Annotated in this window: 20 protein-coding genes; 9 read left to right on the top strand and 11 right to left on the bottom strand. The window is 72.3% G+C overall.

Features of this window, described 5'->3' with window-relative positions:
- Positions 1 to 73: 73 nt before the first annotated feature.
- Complete coding sequence (locus ACY34M_RS23720; protein ID WP_462720045.1) at positions 74 to 1,216, bottom strand: methyltransferase; 1,143 nt, start codon at positions 1,214 to 1,216, stop codon at positions 74 to 76.
- 332 nt (positions 1,217 to 1,548) lie between these two features.
- Positions 1,549 to 2,490, bottom strand: coding sequence for an SDR family oxidoreductase (locus ACY34M_RS23715; protein ID WP_462720044.1), 942 nt, complete (start codon positions 2,488 to 2,490; stop codon positions 1,549 to 1,551).
- A 256-nt stretch (positions 2,491 to 2,746) separates the two neighbouring features.
- On the opposite strand from ACY34M_RS23715, the gene ACY34M_RS23710 reads away from it, so the two are divergent.
- Together ACY34M_RS23710 and ACY34M_RS23705 are read left to right on the top strand one after the other, a co-directional pair.
- Positions 2,747 to 3,313: a rhodanese-like domain-containing protein gene (locus tag ACY34M_RS23710; protein ID WP_462720043.1), complete on the top strand. Its 567-nt coding sequence runs from the start codon at positions 2,747 to 2,749 to the stop codon at positions 3,311 to 3,313.
- Positions 3,310 to 3,582: a metal-sensitive transcriptional regulator gene (locus ACY34M_RS23705; protein WP_399229821.1), complete on the top strand. Its 273-nt coding sequence runs from the start codon at positions 3,310 to 3,312 to the stop codon at positions 3,580 to 3,582. Before ACY34M_RS23710 ends, ACY34M_RS23705 begins: the two co-directional genes overlap by 4 nt.
- Before the next feature lie 86 nt (positions 3,583 to 3,668).
- Here the strand turns inward: ACY34M_RS23705 and ACY34M_RS23700 are convergent, their stop codons facing one another.
- Together ACY34M_RS23700 and ACY34M_RS23695 are read right to left on the bottom strand one after the other, a co-directional pair.
- Complete coding sequence (locus ACY34M_RS23700; RefSeq protein WP_462720042.1) at positions 3,669 to 4,325, bottom strand: maleylpyruvate isomerase N-terminal domain-containing protein; 657 nt, start codon at positions 4,323 to 4,325, stop codon at positions 3,669 to 3,671.
- A 56-nt stretch (positions 4,326 to 4,381) separates the two neighbouring features.
- The gene (locus tag ACY34M_RS23695; RefSeq protein WP_462720041.1) at positions 4,382 to 5,320 is read right to left on the bottom strand and encodes a sigma-70 family RNA polymerase sigma factor; all 939 of its coding nucleotides are present in this window, start codon (positions 5,318 to 5,320) and stop codon (positions 4,382 to 4,384) included.
- A gap of 69 nt (positions 5,321 to 5,389) precedes the next feature.
- On the opposite strand from ACY34M_RS23695, the gene ACY34M_RS23690 reads away from it, so the two are divergent.
- A complete protein-coding gene (locus ACY34M_RS23690; protein WP_462720040.1) occupies positions 5,390 to 5,857 on the top strand; it encodes a pyridoxamine 5'-phosphate oxidase family protein in 468 nt (155 codons plus the stop codon).
- Between the two features lie 65 nt (positions 5,858 to 5,922).
- On the opposite strand, the gene ACY34M_RS23685 is transcribed toward ACY34M_RS23690, so the two are convergent.
- Together ACY34M_RS23685 and ACY34M_RS23680 are read right to left on the bottom strand one after the other, a co-directional pair.
- A complete protein-coding gene (locus ACY34M_RS23685; RefSeq protein ID WP_462720039.1) occupies positions 5,923 to 7,554 on the bottom strand; it encodes an MDR family MFS transporter in 1,632 nt (543 codons plus the stop codon).
- A 173-nt stretch (positions 7,555 to 7,727) separates the two neighbouring features.
- The gene (locus ACY34M_RS23680; RefSeq protein WP_462720038.1) at positions 7,728 to 8,366 is read right to left on the bottom strand and encodes a TetR/AcrR family transcriptional regulator; all 639 of its coding nucleotides are present in this window, start codon (positions 8,364 to 8,366) and stop codon (positions 7,728 to 7,730) included.
- A gap of 171 nt (positions 8,367 to 8,537) precedes the next feature.
- Between ACY34M_RS23680 and ACY34M_RS23675 the strand changes: the two genes are divergently transcribed.
- Complete coding sequence (locus tag ACY34M_RS23675; RefSeq protein WP_462720037.1) at positions 8,538 to 9,116, top strand: DUF4232 domain-containing protein; 579 nt, start codon at positions 8,538 to 8,540, stop codon at positions 9,114 to 9,116.
- Between the two features lie 10 nt (positions 9,117 to 9,126).
- On the opposite strand, the gene ACY34M_RS23670 is transcribed toward ACY34M_RS23675, so the two are convergent.
- Complete coding sequence (locus tag ACY34M_RS23670; RefSeq protein ID WP_462720208.1) at positions 9,127 to 9,390, bottom strand: DUF5133 domain-containing protein; 264 nt, start codon at positions 9,388 to 9,390, stop codon at positions 9,127 to 9,129.
- Between the two features lie 97 nt (positions 9,391 to 9,487).
- Entirely contained in the window at positions 9,488 to 10,195 is a 708-nt protein-coding gene (locus tag ACY34M_RS23665; RefSeq protein WP_462720036.1) for a PP2C family protein-serine/threonine phosphatase, read from the bottom strand.
- 282 nt (positions 10,196 to 10,477) lie between these two features.
- Between ACY34M_RS23665 and ACY34M_RS23660 the strand changes: the two genes are divergently transcribed.
- A complete protein-coding gene (locus ACY34M_RS23660; RefSeq protein WP_462720035.1) occupies positions 10,478 to 12,829 on the top strand; it encodes a helix-turn-helix transcriptional regulator in 2,352 nt (783 codons plus the stop codon).
- A gap of 78 nt (positions 12,830 to 12,907) precedes the next feature.
- Positions 12,908 to 14,647 carry a sensor histidine kinase gene (locus ACY34M_RS23655; RefSeq protein ID WP_462720034.1) on the top strand — a complete coding sequence of 580 codons (1,740 nt, stop codon included), beginning with the start codon at positions 12,908 to 12,910 and terminating at the stop codon, positions 14,645 to 14,647.
- Positions 14,648 to 14,658: 11 nt separating this feature from the next.
- On the opposite strand, the gene ACY34M_RS23650 is transcribed toward ACY34M_RS23655, so the two are convergent.
- The 3 genes from ACY34M_RS23650 to ACY34M_RS23640 all read right to left on the bottom strand — a co-directional run bounded on the left by ACY34M_RS23650 (position 14,659) and on the right by ACY34M_RS23640 (position 16,808).
- A complete protein-coding gene (locus tag ACY34M_RS23650) occupies positions 14,659 to 15,369 on the bottom strand; it encodes a response regulator (RefSeq protein ID WP_462720033.1) in 711 nt (236 codons plus the stop codon).
- A 129-nt stretch (positions 15,370 to 15,498) separates the two neighbouring features.
- A complete protein-coding gene (locus ACY34M_RS23645; protein ID WP_462720032.1) occupies positions 15,499 to 15,957 on the bottom strand; it encodes a cyclic nucleotide-binding domain-containing protein in 459 nt (152 codons plus the stop codon).
- Between the two features lie 263 nt (positions 15,958 to 16,220).
- Entirely contained in the window at positions 16,221 to 16,808 is a 588-nt protein-coding gene (locus ACY34M_RS23640) for an Rv1733c family protein (RefSeq protein ID WP_462720031.1), read from the bottom strand.
- Positions 16,809 to 17,053: 245 nt separating this feature from the next.
- Between ACY34M_RS23640 and ACY34M_RS23635 the strand changes: the two genes are divergently transcribed.
- The 3 genes from ACY34M_RS23635 to ACY34M_RS23625 all read left to right on the top strand — a co-directional run bounded on the left by ACY34M_RS23635 (position 17,054) and on the right by ACY34M_RS23625 (position 20,559).
- Positions 17,054 to 17,911 carry a universal stress protein gene (locus ACY34M_RS23635; protein WP_462720030.1) on the top strand — a complete coding sequence of 286 codons (858 nt, stop codon included), beginning with the start codon at positions 17,054 to 17,056 and terminating at the stop codon, positions 17,909 to 17,911.
- Positions 17,912 to 17,982: 71 nt separating this feature from the next.
- A complete protein-coding gene (locus ACY34M_RS23630) occupies positions 17,983 to 18,984 on the top strand; it encodes a LacI family DNA-binding transcriptional regulator (RefSeq protein WP_462720029.1) in 1,002 nt (333 codons plus the stop codon).
- 183 nt (positions 18,985 to 19,167) lie between these two features.
- Positions 19,168 to 20,559 (top strand): extracellular solute-binding protein, encoded by a 1,392-nt coding sequence (locus ACY34M_RS23625; RefSeq protein ID WP_462720028.1) that lies wholly within the window; start codon positions 19,168 to 19,170, stop codon positions 20,557 to 20,559.
- Positions 20,560 to 20,592 lie beyond the last annotated feature (33 nt).

The raw sequence follows: 20,592 nt of genomic DNA, 5'->3' as shown, positions 1-20,592 counted from the left end.
CGTGGCGGGTGCGACCTGACCGCTTTACCCCACAACGCCACTCTCGTCCCGCTCCGGCACGCCTGATTCACCGTCATGCACGCATGCGGGCCTCCCCCGTCGGAACCAATCGCCACAGCCATGTCGTCTCCGCCGCACGTGCGGCGTGCAGTGGATCGGTGCGGTCGCGGGAGCGCGGGTGGCACGGCCGGGCGTCGAGCCGTCCTGCGACCCGCAGCCCCGCGGCGGCGAAGGCGTCCGTGAGCCGGTCACGGTCGCGGAGCCCGAGGAGTTCGGCCAGGTCGGAGAGGATCAGCCAGCCTTCGCCGCCGGGTTCGAGGTGGTCCGCGAGCCCGTCGAGGAAGCCGTGCAGCATGCGCGAGTCCGGGTCGTACACGCCTTCTTCGAGGGGTGAGGTGGGGCGTGCGGGCAGCCAAGGCGGGTTGCAGACGACGAGCGCGGCGCGCCCGTCCACCGGCCAGAGGCCCGGCTCGCCGACCTCGACGCGGTCCGCGAGGCCGAGCCGGTCGATGTTGTCGCGGGCGCAGGCGAGGGCGCGCGGGGCGGAGTCCGTCGCGACGACCCGGTCCACGCCGCGCCGGGCGAGGACGGCCGCGAGCACCCCGGTGCCGGTGCCGAGGTCGAAGGCGACGCCGCCGACCGCGCCGCGGGGCAGCTCCGCCTCGCGGACCAGGTCGACGTACTCGCCCCTGACCGGGGCGAACACCCCGTAGTGCGGGTGGATGCGGGCGCCGTCCAGCGCGGCCACGGGCACGCCGGTGCGGCGCCACTCGTGGGCGCCGAGCACGCCCAGCAGCTCGCGCAGCGGTACGACGCCGGGGGTGCCGGGGGCGGGTCCGTAGGCCTCGGCGCAGGCGCGGCGTACGTCGGGGGCGCGGCGCAGGTCGAGGCCGTGGTCGGCGTCGAGGACGACCAGGAGCATGCCGAGGATCCGGGCGCGGTGGGCCTGGTTTCTGCGGTGCTGGTGGAAGCCGCCGGCGGGCGGCAGCGCACGGTCGACGCGGCGGCCGAGCGCGCTCAGCAGCTGCCGGGCGCCGTGGTAGTCGCCGCGCCACAGCAGTGCGGTGCCTTCGCAGGCCTGGCGGTAGGCCTCCCGCGCGCTGATCCGGTCGTCGGCGACGACGACGCGCCGGGGCGGCCGCCCGCCGCCGAGCGCACGCCAGGGCGCGGCACGGGTGGTGTCGGTTTCGGGATCGGTCCAGTGCAGGACGGTCACCGTGGGAACTCCTCGTGGTGGAACGTGCGGGGCACGGAGCGCACGTGCGAGGAGCGGGAGGCGGCGGCCCGGTGGTCGTCACCGGGCAAGCACATGGGTCAGGGGCGGCCCGGCTCCCGCGTCGCGGTGCGCGGGAGGCGGTCGCCGAGGACCAGCCCTGGAACGATGGCCGATGTCATGGGGCGGATTCTCCCAGACGGTACGTGCAGATCAGAAGCCCTTCAGCGATCCGCACGAGGACCGATCCGGACCGGACCCGATCCGGACCCGATCCGGACCCGATCCGGACCCGACCCGATCCCCACGAGGACCGATCCGGCCGCCGACGGGCCTCAGCGGTAGCCCGTGACATCGGCCGGCTTGCCCGCGTCCTGTACCTCGACGAGGTAGCGCCAGGAGTCGGGCCTGCTGCCGTCCAGGTCGGTGAATCCGTAGATCTTGGCGAGGCCGCCGCTGGACTGGGACGTCCCGTTAAACCGCGCGACGTCCGGGTCGGCGGCGAGCGCGGCGACGGCACGGCCCGTGTAGCGGGGTGTCTCGGAGATGGCGAAGTGCGGCTGGACCCGCACCGCGTCGTGCCAGTTCTCCTCGGTGACGTCGTAGTGGCCGAGCATGATCTCGGAGCGCATCCAGCCGGGCGTGAGGGCGACGGCGGTGGCGCCGCGTGGGCCGAGTTCGTGGCCGAGGGTGAACGCCATGCGCAGGACGGAGCTCTTGGCCAGGTCGTAGAAGAAGGAGACGCGGTAGTTCTCGCTGTTGTACTCGGCCGTGCCGTCGGTCACCTCGACGACCAGGCCGCCGGGGTTGCGCAGCAGCAGCGGCAGCGCGAAGTGGCTGGTGACGGCGTGCGTCTCGACAGCGAGGCGGTGCAGCCTGAGCCCGTTGTCCAAGTCGTGCTCCCAGACGGGCGTGTCCCACTGGAAGAGGTTCTCGCCGCCCCAGATGTCGTTGACGAGAATGTCGAGGCGGCCCTCTTCGCGGTCGATGCGCTCGACAAGAGCGCGCACCTGGTCCTTTTCGAGGTGGTCGGTGGGGATGGCGACACCGTGGCCGCCTGCGGCGGTGACGAGGTCGGCGGTGTCCTCCACGGTTTCGGGGCGGTCGTACTCGGAGCGGTGGGCGCGGGTGCTGCGACCGGTGACGTAGACCGTGGCTCCGGCCGCGCCGAGTTCGACGGCGATGCCGCGGCCCGCGCCACGGGTGGCGCCCGCGACCAGGGCGACCTTTCCGCGCAGGGGCTGTCCGTCCGTCGCGGCGTGGGTGGCGTCAGGCATGAGGTCGTCTCCCGTTGCTTCCAGGTGTCTCGCGCGTGTTTCCAGGTGTCTCACGTGCGCGTCGCGCCGTGCGGCCCGCTCTCACGAGCATGTCCCGAAATCCCGACATCCCTTGTCCTGCTTTCGGTGGGACTTTGCCGGGAATACGCGGGGCCTGCGCGGGGCTACGAAAGGACTGCCCGGGGAAGATCGCGTCACATACCTGCCGGGGTACGTGGTGATACCCTCGGGGGTATACCAGCGAGACAGGAGAGACATGAGCACCACCCTCGCCGCCGCCGAGCTGCACGCCCGGCCCGCGGACGACACCCTCGTCCTCGACGTGCGCGCGCCCGCCGAGTACGCGTCGGGTCACGTGCCCGGCGCCCTCAACGTGCCCGCCGACCTCATCGACGAGCTGCTGCCCGACCTGCGTGACGCGGCCGAGCGCCGCCGGATCGTCGTCGTGTGCGCGGCCGGGCAGCGCTCCGCCGCCGCCTGCGCGAAGCTCGCCGAGGCGGGCGTCGACGCCGTCGGGCTCGACGGCGGCACGCAGGCATGGACCGCCGAGGGGCTGCCGGTCGACACGGCGGCCCGACCCGAGCGCGCCGTCTGGGCGATGGACCGCCAGGTCCGCTTCGCCGCCGGTTCGCTGGTCCTGCTGGGCCTCGCGCTCGGCCGCCGCGCCCCGAAGGTCCGACTGCTCGCCGCCGGTGTCGCCTCCGGCCTCGTCTACTCCGGCGTGAGCAACACGTGCGGCATGGCCGCGATGCTCGGCAAGCTTCCCTTCAACCAGCCCGCGCCTGGCGCGCTCGACACGGCCCGCGCGGCCCTGCGCTCATGAGCGGTACAGGCAATCCGGAGGCGATGGACGCCGTCCTGAAGCGGCTGCGCCGCGCGCAGGGGCAGCTGACCGGTGTCATCGCGATGATCGAGGCGGGCCGCGACTGCAAGGACGTGGTCACGCAACTGGCCGCCGTCTCGCGCGCGTTGGACCGGGCCGGATTCAAGATCATCGCCTCCGGCATGCGGGACTGCATGACCGCGGCGGACGGCGAGCAGCCGCCGCTCAGCGAGGAAGAGCTGGAGAAGCTGTTCCTGTCGCTGGCGTGAGACATCGTCCGCCCGCGTGACACGTGATTCGGGCGCGCCGCTCCCCTGGTGCGGCGCGCCCACCGCTCCCCCGGTGCGCCACCCCGTCAGCCGATGACGAACGGCACCTTCCGTGCCAGCGGCCCCAGTTCGGCCAGCTCCCGTTCCGACGCGGCTCGGCGCCCCGTCCCGACGAGCAGTACGTCCGTGTCGGTCCACGACGCGGGGAACGCGGCTCCCGCGATCTCCTCCAGAAGCGCCCGGGCCCGCGCCGCCCCCTCCGCCGGCGGTCCCGGCACATCCGGGAGGTGGGCGATCAGGTCGAGGTGGTGCAGGTTCCACTCCAGGACGTACGCGGTGAGGTAGTCGCCCACCGTGAGGACCTCTCCCTGCGTGCTCACGCGGGCATCAGGGTCCGCGAGCCCGGCCGCCCGCCCCGCGGCGGATCCCACGTCGTCGAGGTGGAACGTGAGCAGCGCCGGGTCCTGGTAGGCCGCGGCGAGGCGGACGGTCAGCGCGTCGAGCGGATCGTCGCCGGTCGGCGGCTCGCTGTCCACGTTCCAGTACGTCACCGCGTCGACGGTCGGCTCCGTCGAGGCGGGGGTGGCCAGGGTGATCAGCACGTCCTGCGCGTCGATGACGAGATGACACACGAGGTCGCGCACCAGCCAGCCGGTGCAGCCGGAGGGCTGCTCGAAGGCCTGCTCGGGAAGGCCGGCGACCGCCGCGCGCAGCGCGGCCCATGAGCGCGAGAAGTGATCCACGGCGGCACGCTATTGCGGCCGGGGAGGCCGGACAAGCACCCGCGGACCGTACGGAGCTACTCGGCTCCCTCCGCCGACCCGCCTTCCGGGGCCGGCCGCCTGCGGCGGCGCAGCGGCACCACGTCCATCGATGTCAACCGCTCCTCGTCCGCGACGAGTTCCATGCCGGTGATCCGTGGCGGGTCCGTCGTGAGGTCGACCTCGACGGTGAAGGCGACCTTGAGGGTGCCCGCGTGCGACCAGACGAGTCCGGCCGCGCCGTCGACCAGGGCGAGGCGGGCGGCCTTGGCCCGGCCCGCGTACAGGGAGGCCACCGCACGCGCGCCGACCACCTCCGGCTCCGAGCCCATGGCGATCGCGGCGGCGTCCGAGCGGACCACGACGTCCGGGTCGAGCACGGTGAGCAGGGCCTCGAAGTCGCCGCCCTGCGTCGCGGCGAGGAAGGCGTCGACGACCTCGCGGCGCCGCTCCCGGTCCGCCGCCTCCGTGGCGCGCGGGTCCGCGTCGCGCACGCGCCGCCGCGCACGGCTGGCGAGCTGGCGGGTGGCGGCAGGGGTGCGCTCGACGACGGGCGCGATCTCGTCGAACGGCACGGCGAACAGGTCGTGCAGTACGAAGGCCAGGCGCTCCGCCGGGGCCAGTCGGTCGAGGACGACCATGAGCGCGAGGCCCAGCGAGTCGCCGGTGACCGCCTCGTCCGCCGGGTCCACGGGGCTGTCCTGCCCGTCCGACGGTTCCTGCGCCTCCAGCGGGTCCTCGCGGCGGCTCGCGCGGGCGCGCAGCACGTTGAGGCAGATGCGGGAGACCACCGTGGTCAGCCATGCGGCGAGGTTGTCGATGGCGTCGGGCTCGTCCTCGCGGGCGATCCGCAGCCATGCCTCCTGCACGGCGTCGTCGGCCTCGGCGGACGAGCCGAGCATACGGTGGGCGACGGCGCGCAGCCGCGGCCGGTGCTCCTCGAAACGGGCGGCGAGGACTTCGGCGGCTCCGGCCATCTGTCACATTCCTCCGTGCTGTCATGTCATGTGAGTGCGCCACCCATGTTCGCCGTAAAGGAGAGTCACATGTCGCAGGTTCCGCCCGCCCGTTCGGCGAAACAGCGCAAGCAGGACACCCTCGACCGCCTGGAGCGCGAGGTCGACGCGTGGGTCGCGACGGCCGGGCCCGAGGGCGGGGCGCCGTACATGATGCCGCTGTCGTTCCTGTGGCGGGACGACTGTGTGTACGTGTCGACGCGGGCGACGAATCCGGTGGCACGCAATCTCGTGGCGAGCGGGCAGGTGCATCTCGGCATCGGGCCGACGCGGGACGTCGTGCACATCATCGGGCGCTGCGAGGCACTGCCGGCCGACGAGGTCTCGCAGGAGTTCGGGGACGCGTTCGCGGCCGGTGCCGGGTTCGACCCGCGGGCGGCCGACGGACCGTATCTGTACTTCCGTGTCCGGCCCGTGCGCATCCAGGCCTGGCGCGAGGCGAACGAGCTCGCGGGCCGTGACCTGATGCGCGACGGGGTGTGGCTGGACGCGGACTGAACGCGCGTGCCCCCGCCACGCCGGGCGCGGCGGGGGCACATGTCGCACGCGACAGGGTGCGGAGGTCAGCCGACCGGCTGCGGCTCCTTGTCGGCCGCGGGACCCGTGTTCTCCGCGTGCCAGTCGTCGTTGTCGGCGAGCGGCTTCTCCTTCAGTACGAAGGCGAGCACCAGGCCTACCGCGAAGACGGGCAGCAGGTACAGGAAGATCGGAACGAGCGCTTCCTGGTAGGAGTTGACGACCGTGTCGCGCAGCTCGGCGGGCAGGGCGCGGACCAGCGCCGGGGTGAGCGAGTCGCTGTCGCCGACCTTGGCGGCGGCCTCGGCCGGGATGCTCGCGGCCAGCTTGTCGGTGAGACGGCTGGCGAACACGGCGCCGACGACGGCGGTGCCGAGGGTCGCGCCGATCTCCCGGAAGAAGTTGTTCGCCGACGTCGCGGTGCCGACCTCGGCGGCCGGGAAGTCGTTCTGCACGGCGAGCACGAGGGTCTGCATCATCAGGCCGACACCGGCGCCCGCGAGGCCGACGTACACGCAGACCAGCCAGACCGGGTCGGAGACGTCGAGCGTCGACATCAGGTATGCGGTGAGCATGATGATCGCGGTACCGGCGATCGGATAGACCTTGTACTTGCCGGTCTTGGACATGATCGCGCCGGACGGCAGGGCGGTGCCCATGATGCCGACGACCATCGGGATCAGGAGCAGTCCGGACTCGGTGGCCGACTTGCCGTAGACCATCTGCAGGTAGGTCGGCATGTAGCCGACGATCGCAAACATGCCGAGACCGATGACGATCATGCCGAGCAGGGTGGCGACGTTGAAGATCGGCGAGCGGAACAGGTGCAGCGGGATGACCGGCTCCTTGGCGCGCTTCTCCGCGACGAAGAACAGCACCCAGGCGACGACGGCGCCGATGCCGAGGCCGATGACCAGCGGGTCGGACCACTCGTACTGCGTGCCGCCCCAGCTCGCGAAGAGGACGGTGCAGGTGACGGCAGCGGCCATCAGGGCGGTGCCGACGTAGTCGAGGGTGACCTGGACGGCCTTGCGCGGCAGTTTGATCGCGACGGCGGCGACGAAGAAGGCGAGGATGCCGAGCGGCAGGTTGATCCAGAACGCCCAGCGCCAGGAGTGCGCGTCGGTGAACCAGCCGCCGAGCAGCGGGCCGACGACGGACGACAGACCGAACACGGCGCCCATCGGGGCCATGTACTTGGCACGCTCACGCGGCGGCACCAGGTCGGCGATGATCGCCTGCGAGGTGATCATGAGGCCACCGCCGCCGAGGCCCTGGAGGGCGCGGCCCGCGATCAACGTGCCCATGTTCTGGGCGAGTCCGCAGACCACCGAGCCGACCAGGAACAGGGCTATGCCCGCGAGGAAGATGTTCTTGCGGCCCATGAGGTCGCCGAGCTTGCCGTAGACCGGCATGCCGATGGTGGCGGCGAGGATGTACGCGGTGGTGATCCAGGCCATGTGCTCGATGCCGTTGAGCTCGCCGACGATGGTCGGCAGGGCGGTCGAGACGATGGTCTGGTCAAGCGCGCCGAGCAGCATGGTCAGCATCAGCGCGGCGAAGATCAGGCCGAAGTTGTGCGGCTTGACAGTGCCCTCTTCGATCTCTGCGTTCCCGTCGATCCCCTTGGCCGGGTCGGGGCCGGAGTCGATGCCCTCGGAAGCGGGGGCGTGCGTCATTACGGTGTTCTCCGATGTGGTGTGCGAGTGGAGTGGTGCATGGCTGACCCTGCGGCGGGGAGAGCGGTTGCCGCGTACGGGGTACTTCGGTGGTGCCGCTTCGGGGAGAAGCTTCGGGGCGGGGAGATCCGTGGGTGACCGCGAGGGGGGCGGTGGTCACCCGGGTGGTGTGCCTACTTCACGGCAGCCGGTCCCAGCAGCGTGCGCAGCGAGTCGAAGGATTCGCGGATGCGCCCGGCAGGCCCGTCGCGGTGGTCGCTCGACTGCTGCCACCGCTTGATCCCGCTGCGGACGGTCGCCATGGCGACGCCCGCGAGCAGTTCGGCGGCCTCGCCGTCGGGCGGGGTGCCGGTGCGCCGGGCGATGAGGCCGGCCACGTCCCGTTCGACGGCCTCGCACTGGGCGAGGAAGGCGGCGAGGACCGAGGGCACGCCCTCCGCGATGCGCAGCGAGTCCTCCAGCTCCTGCGGCCCCGGGGCCGCTTCCTGGAGGTGGTCGGCGAGAATGTCGCCGAGGTCGCGCAGCACGGCGTCGGTTCCGCTCCCCTCCCCTTCGGCGAACCGGTCCGCGAGTGCGGGCGGTACGGAGCCGGGCAGGGCGAAGAGGGCGGCTTCCTTGCTGGGGAAGTAGTTGAAGAAGGTCCGCGGTGAGACGCCGGCCTCCTTGCTGATCATCTCGACCGTGATCTGCGCGAAGCCGTGTTCGCGGGCGAGTTTCAGCGTGGCCGCGTGCAGCTCGGTGCGCGTCTGGCGGCGCCTGCGCGCGCGCAGCCCCTCGGCGGGGGCGCTCTGCTGCGGGTGGGGGGCGGTCACGCTCGGAATTCTTGCACACTGTGCAAACCTTGCGCGCACTGCATCCCCCGCCTCGCGACGTGCTTCGTGTCACACATTCGGGTTAGGGTCTTATGCCCGTATTCGTCGACTTTCCTCCGTTTGGCGGCAGGAAATGGCCGCGACGGACCGACCACGGACTGGGGACTTCCGATGCGCGCTCGACACGTCACGCGTCATGCCACGGCGGCCACCCTCGCCGCCCTCGCCCTGACCGCGCTCGCGGCGCCGACCGCGGGAGCGGCCGGGCCCGCCACGCAGGCCGGGCCCGCCGCGCTCGCGCGCTGCGGCGAGAATGATGTGACCGTGCGAGCCGACCCCTCCGACGACAACGCGGACATCCTGAAGTTGAGCGTGCGCAACGACTCCTCGAAGGCATGCCTCGTCGACCGCGTTCCGACGATCACGTACGGAGACCTGGACGGGGCCGCCCTGCCGCTGCCCACGGTGCCGCACGCCGGGCGCACCCTGGCCGCGCACGACACCGCGTACGCGGCGGTCCTCTCGGTCTCCGACGCGGAGGACGCCAAGGACGAGGCGCCCGCCGTCCTGTACGTGACGGTCTGGGCGGTGCCCGATCACGAGGGCCGCAGCTTCCAGGCGCTGACCCTCGGTTCGCCGACCGGCGTACGGGTGTGGGAGCCGGTGACGACGCTGTGGCAGTCGTCGCCCGCTCAGGCGCAGCGGGTGCTCGAGGAGCAGACCACGGGCCGCGGCACGCTGGCGGTCTGACGCCGCACCGTCACCGGTGCAGCCGCGCCCGCGACCTGAGGTGCGGCCGCGCGGCGACCATGGAGTCGTCGTGCACCCGCGCGCCGGGCAGCCGGTGCCGGGCGGCGAGGAGCGCGGCGTCCACGTCGCTCGTGCCGGTGGCCAGGCAGAGGCTGTACCCGACGTCGTCGAGCCGGCGCTGCGCGGCGGGCCCCCCTTCCTCGGCGTCGAGGGTGCTCAGCGTCTCGTACTCGCGCACGAGACCGGCCATCAGGGCGGGATGGGCGAGAAGCATCTGCGACCGCTCCCTTCCGTCGTCGTCATCGGCCACACGGCCGGCCTCCCGACTCCCCCTTCACCAGGGGTCGAAACACCGGGCGGGCGTGGGCCGGCTACGAAGCGAGCGGATCCACGGCCAACAGCGTCGCGTCGTCGTGGAGGCGGCCTCCGCTGTGGTGCAGCAGGTCGGCCGAGAGCGCCGCGGTGAAGGGGGCCAGGGGCAGGCTGCTCAGTTCGGCCGCGCGGTCGGCGATGGGGTACGAGGCGCCGTCCGCGTCGCGGGCCTCGGTGGCGCCGTCGGTGTGCAGCAGCATGCGGTCCCACGCGGACGCGGATATGTGTTCGGCGCCGCACCAGCCCTGCGCGAGGTCGAGCAGCCCGAGCGGCGGCGCGGGGGCGGGCACCGGGGCAGGCACCGCGGCCCCGTCGCGGAGCAGGAGGGGCGGCGGATGCCCGCAGCAGACCACCTCGGCCGACCCGTCGGGGGCGACCGTCATCAGCGTGGCCGTGACGAACCGGTCGGGCTCCTCGGAGTGGGCCACCAGCGAGTGCAGCCGCACCGCGAGCACCTCCAAGGTCCGCTGCACGCGCGCGAGTCGGTGCCAGGTGCGCAGTACCGTGTCGGCCGTGCCGGACAGGTCGGCCCCCTTGCCCATCACGTCCCCGACGAACAGCCGGGTCCCGTACGGGGTGTCGACCACGCCGTGCAGATCGCCGCCCGCGCCCTCCGGCACCGTGCCTGCCGGCAGCCGACGGGCGCTGACGCCCAGGGTGCCGAACGTTTCGGGCAGCGGAGTGGTCGACGACGGACGGGTGGTCATAAAGGCCTTTCGGAAGGGGGGCGGGCGCATCGGCTCCGGGGACGACGGTGGGCGCGGCTCGATCGGCCCGGCAGCCATGGCGCTCCGGGAAGTGTAGTCAACCGGGCGCGCCGTGTGACCAATTCCCCGAAGTACGTGTGGTACGCACCGGGCATGTGCCAACTCGGCCCGCGGAGCTTCCCGTTCGGGTGGTCGTCGCGTGAAGAAGGGACGACGGCGCCCGGTTCCCCCTAGCCTGTCGACACAGTCGACGGCATCCGCTCCGCACGAAGTGAGCCCCGCATGAACCCAAGTCCCGCCCGGCGCACGCCGGGAGACCTGCCCGCCGAGACCACCAGTTTCGTCGGGCGGCGGCGGGAGCTGGGGCAGCTGGCGGACGTGCTGACGCGGGCCAGGCTCGTCACGCTGACCGGGCCCGGCGGCGTCGGCAAGACCCGGACCGCGGTGCGCGCGGCACGCGAGCTGCGGGGGACGTATGCCGACGGGGTGCGGCTCGTCGAGCTGTCCGCGCTGCACGACCCCGCCCTGCTGGCGAACGCGGTGGCCGCGGCGCTCGACCTGCCGGAGCAGACGACGCGGCCCGCGCTCGAGGTGATCGCCGACCATCTGGAGGACCGCGAGCTCCTGCTGCTGCTCGACACCTGCGAGCACCTGGTCGACGCGTGCGCGATGCTCTCCGACGAACTGCTGCGCGCCGCGCCCCGGTTGCGGATCGTCGCCACCAGCAGGCAGCCGCTCGACGTGCCCGGTGAGCACGTCCTGCCGATCGGCCCGCTGAGCATGCCGGAGCCCACGAGCGGCGCGGGCCGGGAGTGCGACGCGCTGGCCCTGTTCGCGGACCGGGCGTCCGCCGCGGTGCCGGGATTCACGGTGAGCGCGGACAACCGGGCGGACGTGCTCGCGCTGTGCCGTCGGCTCGACGGGATACCGCTCGCCATCGAACTCGCGGTGTCCCGGCTGCGCGTGCTGTCCCTCGACGAGATGCTGGCCCGGCTCGACGACCGGTTCCGGCTGCTCACCGGCGGGCGCCGCACCTCGGTGCCGCGCCATCAGACGCTGCGTACGGCGATCGGCTGGAGCCACGACCTGTCGACACAGGCGGAGCGGCTGCTGTGGGCCCGCTTGTCCGTGTTCGCGGGCGAGTTGAGCCTCCAGGCCGCCGAGTCGGTCTGTGCGGACGAGGAGGCGCTGCCGGTCGAGGACGTACTGACCTCGCTCATCGGCCTCGTGGAGAAGTCGGTCGTGGTGCGGGTCGAGACGCCCGAGGGCACGCGGTACCGGATGCTGGACACGATCCGCGAGTACGGCCTGGAGCAGCTCGCCGCCCTCGGCGACGAGGGCCGGGCCCGCCGCCGTCACCTGGAGTACTTCCTCGACGCGGCCCGCGCCTTCGACGAGGAGTGGACGGGCGACGCGCAGATCCCGCTGCTGCGGGCGCTGGTGCGCGACCAGGCCAATGTCCGCATCGCCCTGGAGCACTGCGTCGCGTCGCCCCGTTTCCACTGCGACGGCCTGGAGATGGCGACGGCGCTGTGGGGCTACTGGCATGCGACCGGCCTGCTCACCGAGGGCCGCTACTGGCTGCGCCGCACCCTGGACGGCTGCCGTGACGAGACGCCGCACCGCGTCAAGGCGCTGTGGCTGACGAGCTGGTACATGGACGTCCAGGGTGAACGGGGCAAGAACGAGGCGCTGTTGAAGGAGGCCGAGCAGGTGGCCGAGCGCATCGGCGACCGGGTCGGCGCCACATGGTCGCTCGCCTTCCAGGCGCACCGTCGCTACTTCCTGGGCCAGATGGAGGGCTGCGCCGACGAGTTCGACGAGGCCCGCGCCCGGATGACGGCGCTCGGCGACGACACGGGCCTGCTCATGCTCGGCTTCTACGGCGGGTTCATGCTCATCCTCTCCGGCGACCACGAGAAGGGCATCGCCTGGTGCGACGACTCGCTGGCCCGGGGCTCCGAGCATCCCGGCGAGCAGTGGGCGCGCGGCTGGGCGCTGTGGGTCAAGAGTGTCGGCCTGTGGCTGAAGGGTGATCACGAGGCGTCCGTGGAGTGCGCCCGCGAGGGCATCCGCAGCAAGGCGGCGCTGCACGACCTGATGGGGCTCGCCCACTTCCTGGAGGGTCTTGCCTGGCAGGCGGCGCGGCTGCGGCACTTCGAGCGGGTGGCCACGCTGCAGGGCGCGGCGGACGCGCTGTGGCGGCGGGCCGCCAAGGAGGCCCGGTTCGGCATCCCGGTGCTGCACGAACTGCACGCGCAGGCGGCGGCCGCGGCCCGCGAGGTGCTCGGCGCGGACGGCTACCACCGCTCGTTCGAGGAGGGCGGGACGCTGCCGCTGGACGTGGTGGTGGACCTGGCGCTCGACGACGAATCGGCGCCCTCCCCCGACGTACCGCCGCAGCGCTCGGGACCCACCGACGGGCTCACGCCGCGCGAGCGGCAGGTCGCCGCTCTGGTCGGCGAGGGGCGCACCAACCGGGAGATCGCGGCGAAGCTCGTGGTGTCGAAGCGCACGATCGACTCCCATGTGGAGCACATCCTCACCAAGCTCGGCTTCACCTCCCGTTCCCAGATCGCCGCGCTGCACGTCGCCTCCTCGGCGGACTCCGCCGTTCCACCGGCCGAGGTGTGACGAAGCGGGTCGTACGGGCGTGAACAGCCGCTACCGTGAAGTTCGGTAACACACCTCACCGAGGCCCACGGAGGCCGGATGGCCGAGGACGGTGCACGGGGGTCGGGCCCACTGCCGAGGTTGCGGCTCGACGAACTGCTCGAAGAACTCCAGGTACGCATCGGTGCGGTCCGCCGTACCCGCGACCGCCTGCAGGGACTGCTCGAAGCGGTCCTGTCCGTGGGTCAGGAGCTGGATCTCTCCCAGGTGCTGCGGCGGATCGTGGAGGCGGCCGTGGTCCTGGTGGATGCCGAGTACGGGGCGCTCGGCGTGATCGGCGAGGACCGGCTCAAGCTGTCGCAGTTCCTGCCGGTCGGGATCAGCGACGAACTGCGCGCGGAGATCGGTGACCTGCCGTCGGGGCACGGCCTGCTGGGCGAGCTGATCCGGCATCCGGAGCCGCTGCGCCTGCCGGAACTCGCCGAGCACCCCGCCTCGGCGGGCTTCCCGCCGCACCATCCGCCGATGCACACGTTCGTCGGCGTGCCGATCCGGGTCCGCGACGACGTGTTCGGGAACCTGTACCTGACGCAGAAGCGCGGCGGCGGCGACTTCGACGACGAGGACGTGGCGGTCCTGCAGACGCTGGGCGCCGCGGCGGGCGTGGCGATCGAGAACGCGCGGCTGTACGAGGAGGTGCGGCTGCGCGAGCGCTGGCTCCAGTTGAGCACCGACTTCACGGGGCAGCTGCTGTCGGGCGCCGACGAGGCCGAGGTGCTGCGCCTCATGGTGGACCGGGCACGCGAGATCACCGCGGCGGACCTCGGCGTGGTGGCGCTCCTCGTCCCCGGCGACGACCAGTTGCACGAGACGCTCGCACTCGGCGAACGCGCCAAGGCGCACAGTGACGTGACGCTGCCGCGCGAGGGCACCTTCGCCGGGACGGCGCTCGCCGAGCGCGGGTTGATCACGTCCGACGACATCCGCAAGGATCCGCGGATCACCTACCAGCCGGACCGCTGGGACGGCCTGGGTCCCGCGGTGGCGGTGCCGATCGGCACGGCGGAGGGGGTGCGCGGGGTGCTGATGCTGGCCCGCAGGGCCGATCATCCTCCGTTCTCCGCTTCGGAGTTGATACCCCTGAGCGGGTTCGCGGGGCAGGCCGCCCTCGCCCTGGAGCTGGCGGACAGGCGGCGGGACGCGGAGCAGATGAGCCTGTTGGAGGATCGCGACCGGATCGCCCGCGACCTCCACGACCTCGCGATCCAGCGGCTGTTCGCGACCGGTATGACGCTGCAGAGCGCGCAGCGGTTCGTGCAGCATCCGGAGGCGGCGGAGCGGCTGCTGCGGGCCGTGGACGACCTGGACACCACCATCAAGATCATCCGCTCGACCATCTTCGGGCTGCGCGAGCGCGGCGGCCCGCCGACCGGCTCCGGGCTGCGCGTACGGGTCGTACGGGCCGTGGAGGACGCCGCCCAAGTCCTCGGCTTCACACCGTCGTTGCGCATGGAGGGCCTGATCGACGCCGATGTTCCGGGGCGGCTCGCCGACGACACGCTTGCCGTGCTCGGCGAGGCGCTCACGAACGTGGCACGGCACGCGCGCGCCGCTGCCTCGGACGTCGCGCTCGTGGTGCGGGGCGGTGCGTTGACGCTGACCGTGACGGACGACGGCGTGGGGATCGCCGAGACGCCCGAAATCCATCGCAGCGGGCTCGCCAATCTCGCGGCGCGTGCCGGGCGGCGCGGCGGGGCGATGACGGTCACGGCGCGGGAGGGCGGCGGCACCCACCTGGAGTGGACGGTGCCGCTCGGCTCGTCGCCGCGGGACCCCTGAGCCGGTGCGTGTCAGTTCCGGGGCCTGTCCTGAGGGAGTCTCGTCGCGATCACGGCGGCCTGGATCCTGCGCTCCACGCCCAGCTTGGCGAGCAGCCGCGAGATGTTGTTCTTCACCGTCTTCTCCGACAGGAAGAGCCGCCGCCCGATCTGCCGGTTGGTGAGCCCCTCCCCCACCAGCGCGAGGATGTCCCGCTCCCGGTCGGTCAGGTCGACCAGCTCGTTCAGGGCCGTGTCGACCGCGTTCTCCCCGGCCCGCTCGTCCTCCTCGGGGCCGCGCAGGCTGCGCATCAGCCGGGCCGTCGTCGCGGGGTCGAGCATGGACTCGCCCGCGGCGACGGTGCGCACCGCCGAGACCAGGTCGGAGCCCTTGATCTGCTTCAGTACGTAGCCGCCGGCGCCGGCCATGATGGCGTCGAGCAGCGCGTCGTCGTCGTCGAACGACGTCAGCATGAGACAGCTGATGTCCGGGATGAGCACGCGCAGTTCGCGGCAGATGGTGATGCCGTCGCCGTCCGGGAGGCGCACGTCGAGGACGGCCACGTCGGGGCGGAGCGCGGGTCCGCGGGCGAGGGCCTGCGCGGCGGTGGCCGCCTCGCCGACGACACTCATGTCGGGTTCCGCTCCGAGGAGGTCGCGCAGGCCGCGGCGCACCACTTCGTGGTCGTCGAGCAGCAGGATGCGTATGGGCCGGTCCGCTGAGAAGGTGCGTGGCTGTGGCATACGGCCCCCTCGGATGTGGTGTGTCCCGGACGGGTGGGTGCGAGCCCGTCTAGATCCTGGGGCCGGAGGGACTGATCCGCCAGGGCCGAACGGTACCGTTCACCCGGCCCTCGCGGCCCGTGGTCGGTGCTATGCGGCCCCCGATCCGTAGGGGGCGTACAGGTCGAGCAGCCGGGTGCGGGTGACGCTGAGCCGGTGGGCGAGCACGCCGCCCACCCACTGGGCGACGAAGGAGCCGAGTCCGGGGTCGGACGCGCACAGCAGGCGGATGGTGGTGGCGTCGAACTCATGGGCCCTGAGCGGGGTTTCGGCCTCCGCGCCGAGCTGCCACACGTACGGAGGGAAGAGCCACGACCAGCCGACGAGCTCGCCGTGGCCGAGGGACTCGACGACGGGGGCGCGCCGGCCGGGCACCCGCATGTCGAGGGTGACCCGGCCGCTGCGCAGGATCCAGAAGCGGTCGGCGCGGGAGCCCTCCTCGAAGAGCCGGGCGCCTTCCGGGAAGCTCACGTCGCGGGCGAAACGCATCAGCCGGCCGCGGTACTCCTCGGGCAGGGTCTGGCTCATCCGTGGTGCCGTGGTGGTCATGGGCAGCCTCCTTCCGAGGCTCGGACGCGGGCCGGAAGCGGTCCCCTCCCCTCCAGGAGGTGCCGCCGAATCCCGGCTGTCGGCGAAGCCGGGCTCCGGCGGCGTCATCGCGCCAGCCGGACTGCGTCCTTGCGATACCTCGACGATGCCGGTCGCGGGCCCGCGCGCCCAGGGGCCGAACGGCTCCGGAGCGAGGCCTGTCGGCTCTCCCGGTGGGCCCGTCGGGCCCCCTGAGCAGGCGCTCGGCCCGGCCGCGGCAGTGGCTAAGCGGGTCGCCGGGTCCATTCGGGTCCGACGCGGCGCCAGTCCCGCTCCCACGCGGCGAGCCTGCGGCGGTCGAGGACGCGCCGCAGGAGGAATCGCGCGAACAGGGCGAGGGTCGCGGTGGTCCCGGTGACCAGGAAGGCGGTGGTGAGCGCGCGGGCCCAGACGGCTTCGGACCCCCAGGGTTGCGTGGTGACACGGCCGCGCCGGTCGAGCCAGACGGTGGCGCGGTCGCCGCGTTCGAGCCCGGCGGCGACAGGCGCCGTGGCCACGACGGTGCCTCGGCCCTCATCGGTCCAGCGGACCCTGACCGGGTACGTGACCGTGTCCTGCACCCCGCTCGACGACGGCACGTAGTCCGGGGCGTCCTCGAGGAGCTTCGCCCGGACCTGCTGACGCTGTGCGACCTGGGTGCGGGCGTGCTCCGCGGCGTCGGCGTGGGCCGCCCAGCCGGCGGCGGCGCCCGCGGCCGGCGCCACGAGCAGGGCGAGCAGTCCAAGGAGCAGGGCCGCCCACCCCTCGACCGCGTCCGACCTGCGCCGCAGGGGGTTGCCCTTGGCCTTCCTCAACTTCTTGCAGGTCGTCATCGTCACCTCCCTGCCAGAGTAAAGCCACGCTCGCGTGCGCGGGCGGTCCGGCACAGGGGCCGAACGGCCCCTCGCCGAGGGCCGGTTCGCCTCTCCCTGCGCAGGTCGGGCCGGTGAGACGGTCCCGGACACCGGGGCCCGAGAGCGCCCGATCCCGCCGTGCTCCACACGAGTGACCGCCGTCTGATGTGGAACCCGCACTGAGAGCACACCGCCCGTGTGACCGCCATGGAGAGGTTCGCGTCATGACCATTTGCCGTGTTCTGAGCGTGGGGACGGACGCTTCGCGCGAGAGCGTGTTCGCAGCGGACTGGGCGGCCCGCGAGGCACTGCGCCGCGGACTGCCGCTCCGTCTGGTGCAGGCCGCCGGCACGGAGCGGCCCGCGCCGCGGCTGCCGGACGTCGATCTGCCCGACCGCGGCGTCCTGGACCTGGTGGCCCTGCGGCTGTCGTACGCGCATCCCGCGCTCGAGATCATCGCCCGGCGCCGTGCCGAGCAGCCGGTGACCGCGCTCCTGGCGGCGGCCGCGGAGTCGGAGACCCTGGTGCTGGGCTCGCGGGGCTTCACCGGGTACTCGGGGTTCCTGGTCGGCTCGGTCGCCCTCGCGGTCACGGCGCGCGCGAAGCGCCCGGTGGTCCTGGTGCGGACCGGCGGGGTGCCCGAGGACGAGGACGCGGGGCGCGGCTCCCGGCCGGTGGTGGTCGGGCTCGACGTGTCGGCGCCCGCCGACGAACTGCTCAATTACGCGTTCGAGGCCGCGGCCCTGCGCGGCGCACCGCTGCACGCTGTACATGCCTGGACGCTGCCGCCGCTGGGCGGCGGCCGGCCGGGCGGGGCGCTGCCGGGCGACGCGGCGAGCCAGGAGGAACGGCTGCGCAGGTCGCTCGCGGAGGCGGTGCGCACCTGGCAGTCGAAGTATCCGGAGGTGCGGGTCGAGGAGCGGCTCCTGTACGGGCAGGCGGGCCACCATCTCCTGAAGGCGGGCACGGCGGCGAGCCTGACGGTGGTGGGCCGGCGGGCCGAGTCGTCCCATCTGGGCTGCACCGCGCACTCGGTGGTGCACCATGTGACCAGCACGGTCGCGGTGGTCCCGCACGCCTGACCGGGCAACGCTCCGCTCAATGTCGCCATCACGCAAGCGGAGCGCAATTTCTTGCGCTAATCTTGCGCCCCATGACGCGCAGACTTGCTCAGGTGGCGAAGAAGGTCGGGGTCAGCGAGGCCACGGTCAGCCGGGTGCTCAACAACAAGCCCGGGGTGTCGGAGGCGACGCGCCAGTCGGTGCTCACCGCGCTCGACGTCCTCGGATACGAGCGGCCGACCCAACTGCGCGGTGAGCGGGCCCGGCTCGTCGGCCTGGTCCTCCCTGAGCTGCAGAACCCGATCTTCCCCGCGTTCGCGGAAGTGATCGGTGGCGCGCTCGCCCAGCAGGGCCTCACCCCGGTGCTGTGCACGCAGACCAAGGGCGGCGTCTCGGAGGCCGACTACGTGGAGCTGCTGCTGCAACAGCAGGTGTCCGGCGTGGTGTTCGCGGGCGGCCTGTTCGCGCAGCAGGACGCCGAGCACGGCCACTACCAGCGGCTCGCCGAGCGACAGGTGCCGGTGGTGCTCGTCAACGCCTCCATCGAGCGACTCGGCTTCCCCTGCGTGGCGTGTGACGACGCGGTCGCCGTCGAGCAGGCGTGGCGGCATCTGTCCTCGCTCGGCCACGAGCGGATCGGCCTGGTGCTGGGCCCTGACGACCACATGCCTTCGCAGCGCAAACTCTCCGCGGCGCGCGCCATGGAGAGCGGGCTCCCCGGCTCGGCGGTGGAGCGGGCGATGTTCTCCCTGGAGGGCGGGCATGCCGCGGCGGCCCGGCTGCTGTCCCGCGGCATCACCGGCATCATCTGCGCGAGCGACCCCCTGGCACTCGGCGCGGTGCGGGCCGCCCGCCGCGCGGGGCTTTCGGTGCCGGGCGACGTGTCGGTGGTGGGGTACGACGACTCGGCGTTCATGAACTGCACCGAGCCCCCGCTGACCACGGTGCGCCAGCCGATCGAGGCGATGGGGCGGGCCGCAGTCGAGCTTCTCGTCGCACAGATCCAGGGCGGCACGGTCCCGCCGGGTGAGCTGCTGTTCGAGCCGGAGCTGGTGGTGCGCGGCTCGACGGCACCGCCGCCCCCGGCTACGTAACAGGGCCCCAACTCCCCCGCGCAGGCTCTCTGTTCATTTTTTGCGGAATACGCGCGACATCTTGCGCCCATCGGTTGGCGGTGCTTGAGTGTGGCTCGCTCCGGCACCCCCGGTCCCTGCGACGGCGGTGCCGGGCCTCCACGTTCCTGCCTGCACAGGCTCAGGCCCTGAGGGGACCCACCGATGAGAAGCACTTCCGTGACCGTTGTCGTGACCGCGCTCGCTCTGGTCTCGCTCACGGCCTGCGGCACCAGCAGCAGCTCCGACGACGGGGCCGGCGCGGGCGCCGGGTCGAAGGCCGACATCTCCGCCCCGCTCGACCCGAAGACGAAGGTCTCGCTGACCATCGACTGCATGCCGCCGAAGGCGAAGGCGGCCGAGCGGCGGCAGTGGATCGAGGACGTCAAGACGTTCAACGAGAAGTACCCGAACGTACGCGTAGACGGAAAGTCGACCGCGGGGCAGTGCGAGGAGCCGGCCCGGTTCACGGCCGCACTCAAGGCGAAGTCCCAACCGGACGTCTTCTACACGTACTTCACCGATCTCCAGCAGGTGCTCGACAACAACGGCGCCGAGGACATCACCCCGTACGTCACGAAGAAGACCGTCCCGGCGCTCGGCTCGATCGACCCCAACGTGCTCGGCGCGCTGAAGAAGGACAACAAGCTCTACGCCCTGCCCACCAGCAACTACACGATGGGCATGCTCATCAACCGCAAGCTGTTCAAGAAGGCGGGGCTCGACCCGGACAAGCCGCCGACGACCTGGGCCGAGGTGCGCACGGCCGCGAAGAGGATCGCCGGACTCGGCAACGGCGTCTCGGGCTACGGCGAGTACAGCGCGGAGAACACCGGCGGCTGGCACTTCACCGCGACGATGTACGGGCTCGGCGGCGACGTCGTCACGTCCGACGGCAAGAAGGCGGCGTTCAACAACGCCACCGGCAAGCGGATCGCCCAGCAGCTGCACGACATGCGCTGGAAGGACAACAGCATGGGCAAGACGCAGCTGCTGAAGTGGGGCGACCTCCAGAAGCAGATCGCGTCGGACAAGCTCGGCATGTTCCTCGCGGCGCCGGACGACGTGACGTACATGGTGCAGCAACTGGGCGCCGACTACAGCAACTTCGGGATGGGCCCGATCCCCGGCGGCAAGGCCACCCTGTTCGGCGGCAACGACTACATGATCAAGAAGGGGTCCTCGCCCGACAAGATCAAGGCCGCGATCGCCTGGCTGAACTTCAAGACGCTCACCCCCGGCAAGGGCCAGTTCGACTGGGCCAGGACCAAGGCGGACAAGCTCCCGGTCGGCCTGCCGCAGCCGAACTTCTTCACCGGCTCGGTGAAGGCGGACGACCTCCAGTCCCGGACGAACAACGCCACCATGCCCGTACGCAATTTCGAGCCGTTCATGGCGAACCCCGTGCGCGGCAAGGCGGAGCCGCCGAAGGCGCAGGAGGTCTACAAGGTCCTCGACAACGTCATGTCGGGTGTCCTCACCAACAGGAACGCCGACGTCGACAAGCTCCTGTCCACCGCCGAGCAGCAGGTCAACCAGGTGCTGGCCAACCAGTAGGACGCCCCACCGGTACCTGTGATCCGAGGAGTG

The sequence above is a fragment of the Streptomyces sp. EDA2-14 genome (assembly GCF_054963755.1).
This window is presented reverse-complemented; position numbering and strand designations above follow the sequence as displayed.

Bases quoted from the DNA above. Each gene is read 5' to 3' on its own strand.
- ACY34M_RS23715 (WP_462720044.1), bottom strand. From the start codon at position 2,490: ATGCCTGACGCCACCCACGCCGCGACGGACGGACAGCCCCTGCGCGGA.
- ACY34M_RS23710 (WP_462720043.1), top strand. From the start codon at position 2,747: ATGAGCACCACCCTCGCCGCCGCCGAGCTGCACGCCCGGCCCGCGGAC.
- ACY34M_RS23705 (WP_399229821.1), top strand. From the start codon at position 3,310: ATGAGCGGTACAGGCAATCCGGAGGCGATGGACGCCGTCCTGAAGCGG.
- ACY34M_RS23695 (WP_462720041.1), bottom strand. From the start codon at position 5,320: ATGGCCGGAGCCGCCGAAGTCCTCGCCGCCCGTTTCGAGGAGCACCGG.
- ACY34M_RS23690 (WP_462720040.1), top strand. From the start codon at position 5,390: ATGTCGCAGGTTCCGCCCGCCCGTTCGGCGAAACAGCGCAAGCAGGAC.
- ACY34M_RS23685 (WP_462720039.1), bottom strand. From the start codon at position 7,554: ATGACGCACGCCCCCGCTTCCGAGGGCATCGACTCCGGCCCCGACCCG.
- ACY34M_RS23675 (WP_462720037.1), top strand. From the start codon at position 8,538: ATGCGCGCTCGACACGTCACGCGTCATGCCACGGCGGCCACCCTCGCC.
- ACY34M_RS23670 (WP_462720208.1), bottom strand. From the start codon at position 9,390: ATGCTTCTCGCCCATCCCGCCCTGATGGCCGGTCTCGTGCGCGAGTAC.
- ACY34M_RS23665 (WP_462720036.1), bottom strand. From the start codon at position 10,195: ATGACCACCCGTCCGTCGTCGACCACTCCGCTGCCCGAAACGTTCGGC.
- ACY34M_RS23660 (WP_462720035.1), top strand. From the start codon at position 10,478: ATGAACCCAAGTCCCGCCCGGCGCACGCCGGGAGACCTGCCCGCCGAG.
- ACY34M_RS23655 (WP_462720034.1), top strand. From the start codon at position 12,908: ATGGCCGAGGACGGTGCACGGGGGTCGGGCCCACTGCCGAGGTTGCGG.
- ACY34M_RS23650 (WP_462720033.1), bottom strand. From the start codon at position 15,369: ATGCCACAGCCACGCACCTTCTCAGCGGACCGGCCCATACGCATCCTG.
- ACY34M_RS23645 (WP_462720032.1), bottom strand. From the start codon at position 15,957: ATGACCACCACGGCACCACGGATGAGCCAGACCCTGCCCGAGGAGTAC.
- ACY34M_RS23640 (WP_462720031.1), bottom strand. From the start codon at position 16,808: ATGACGACCTGCAAGAAGTTGAGGAAGGCCAAGGGCAACCCCCTGCGG.
- ACY34M_RS23635 (WP_462720030.1), top strand. From the start codon at position 17,054: ATGACCATTTGCCGTGTTCTGAGCGTGGGGACGGACGCTTCGCGCGAG.
- ACY34M_RS23630 (WP_462720029.1), top strand. From the start codon at position 17,983: ATGACGCGCAGACTTGCTCAGGTGGCGAAGAAGGTCGGGGTCAGCGAG.
- ACY34M_RS23625 (WP_462720028.1), top strand. From the start codon at position 19,168: ATGAGAAGCACTTCCGTGACCGTTGTCGTGACCGCGCTCGCTCTGGTC.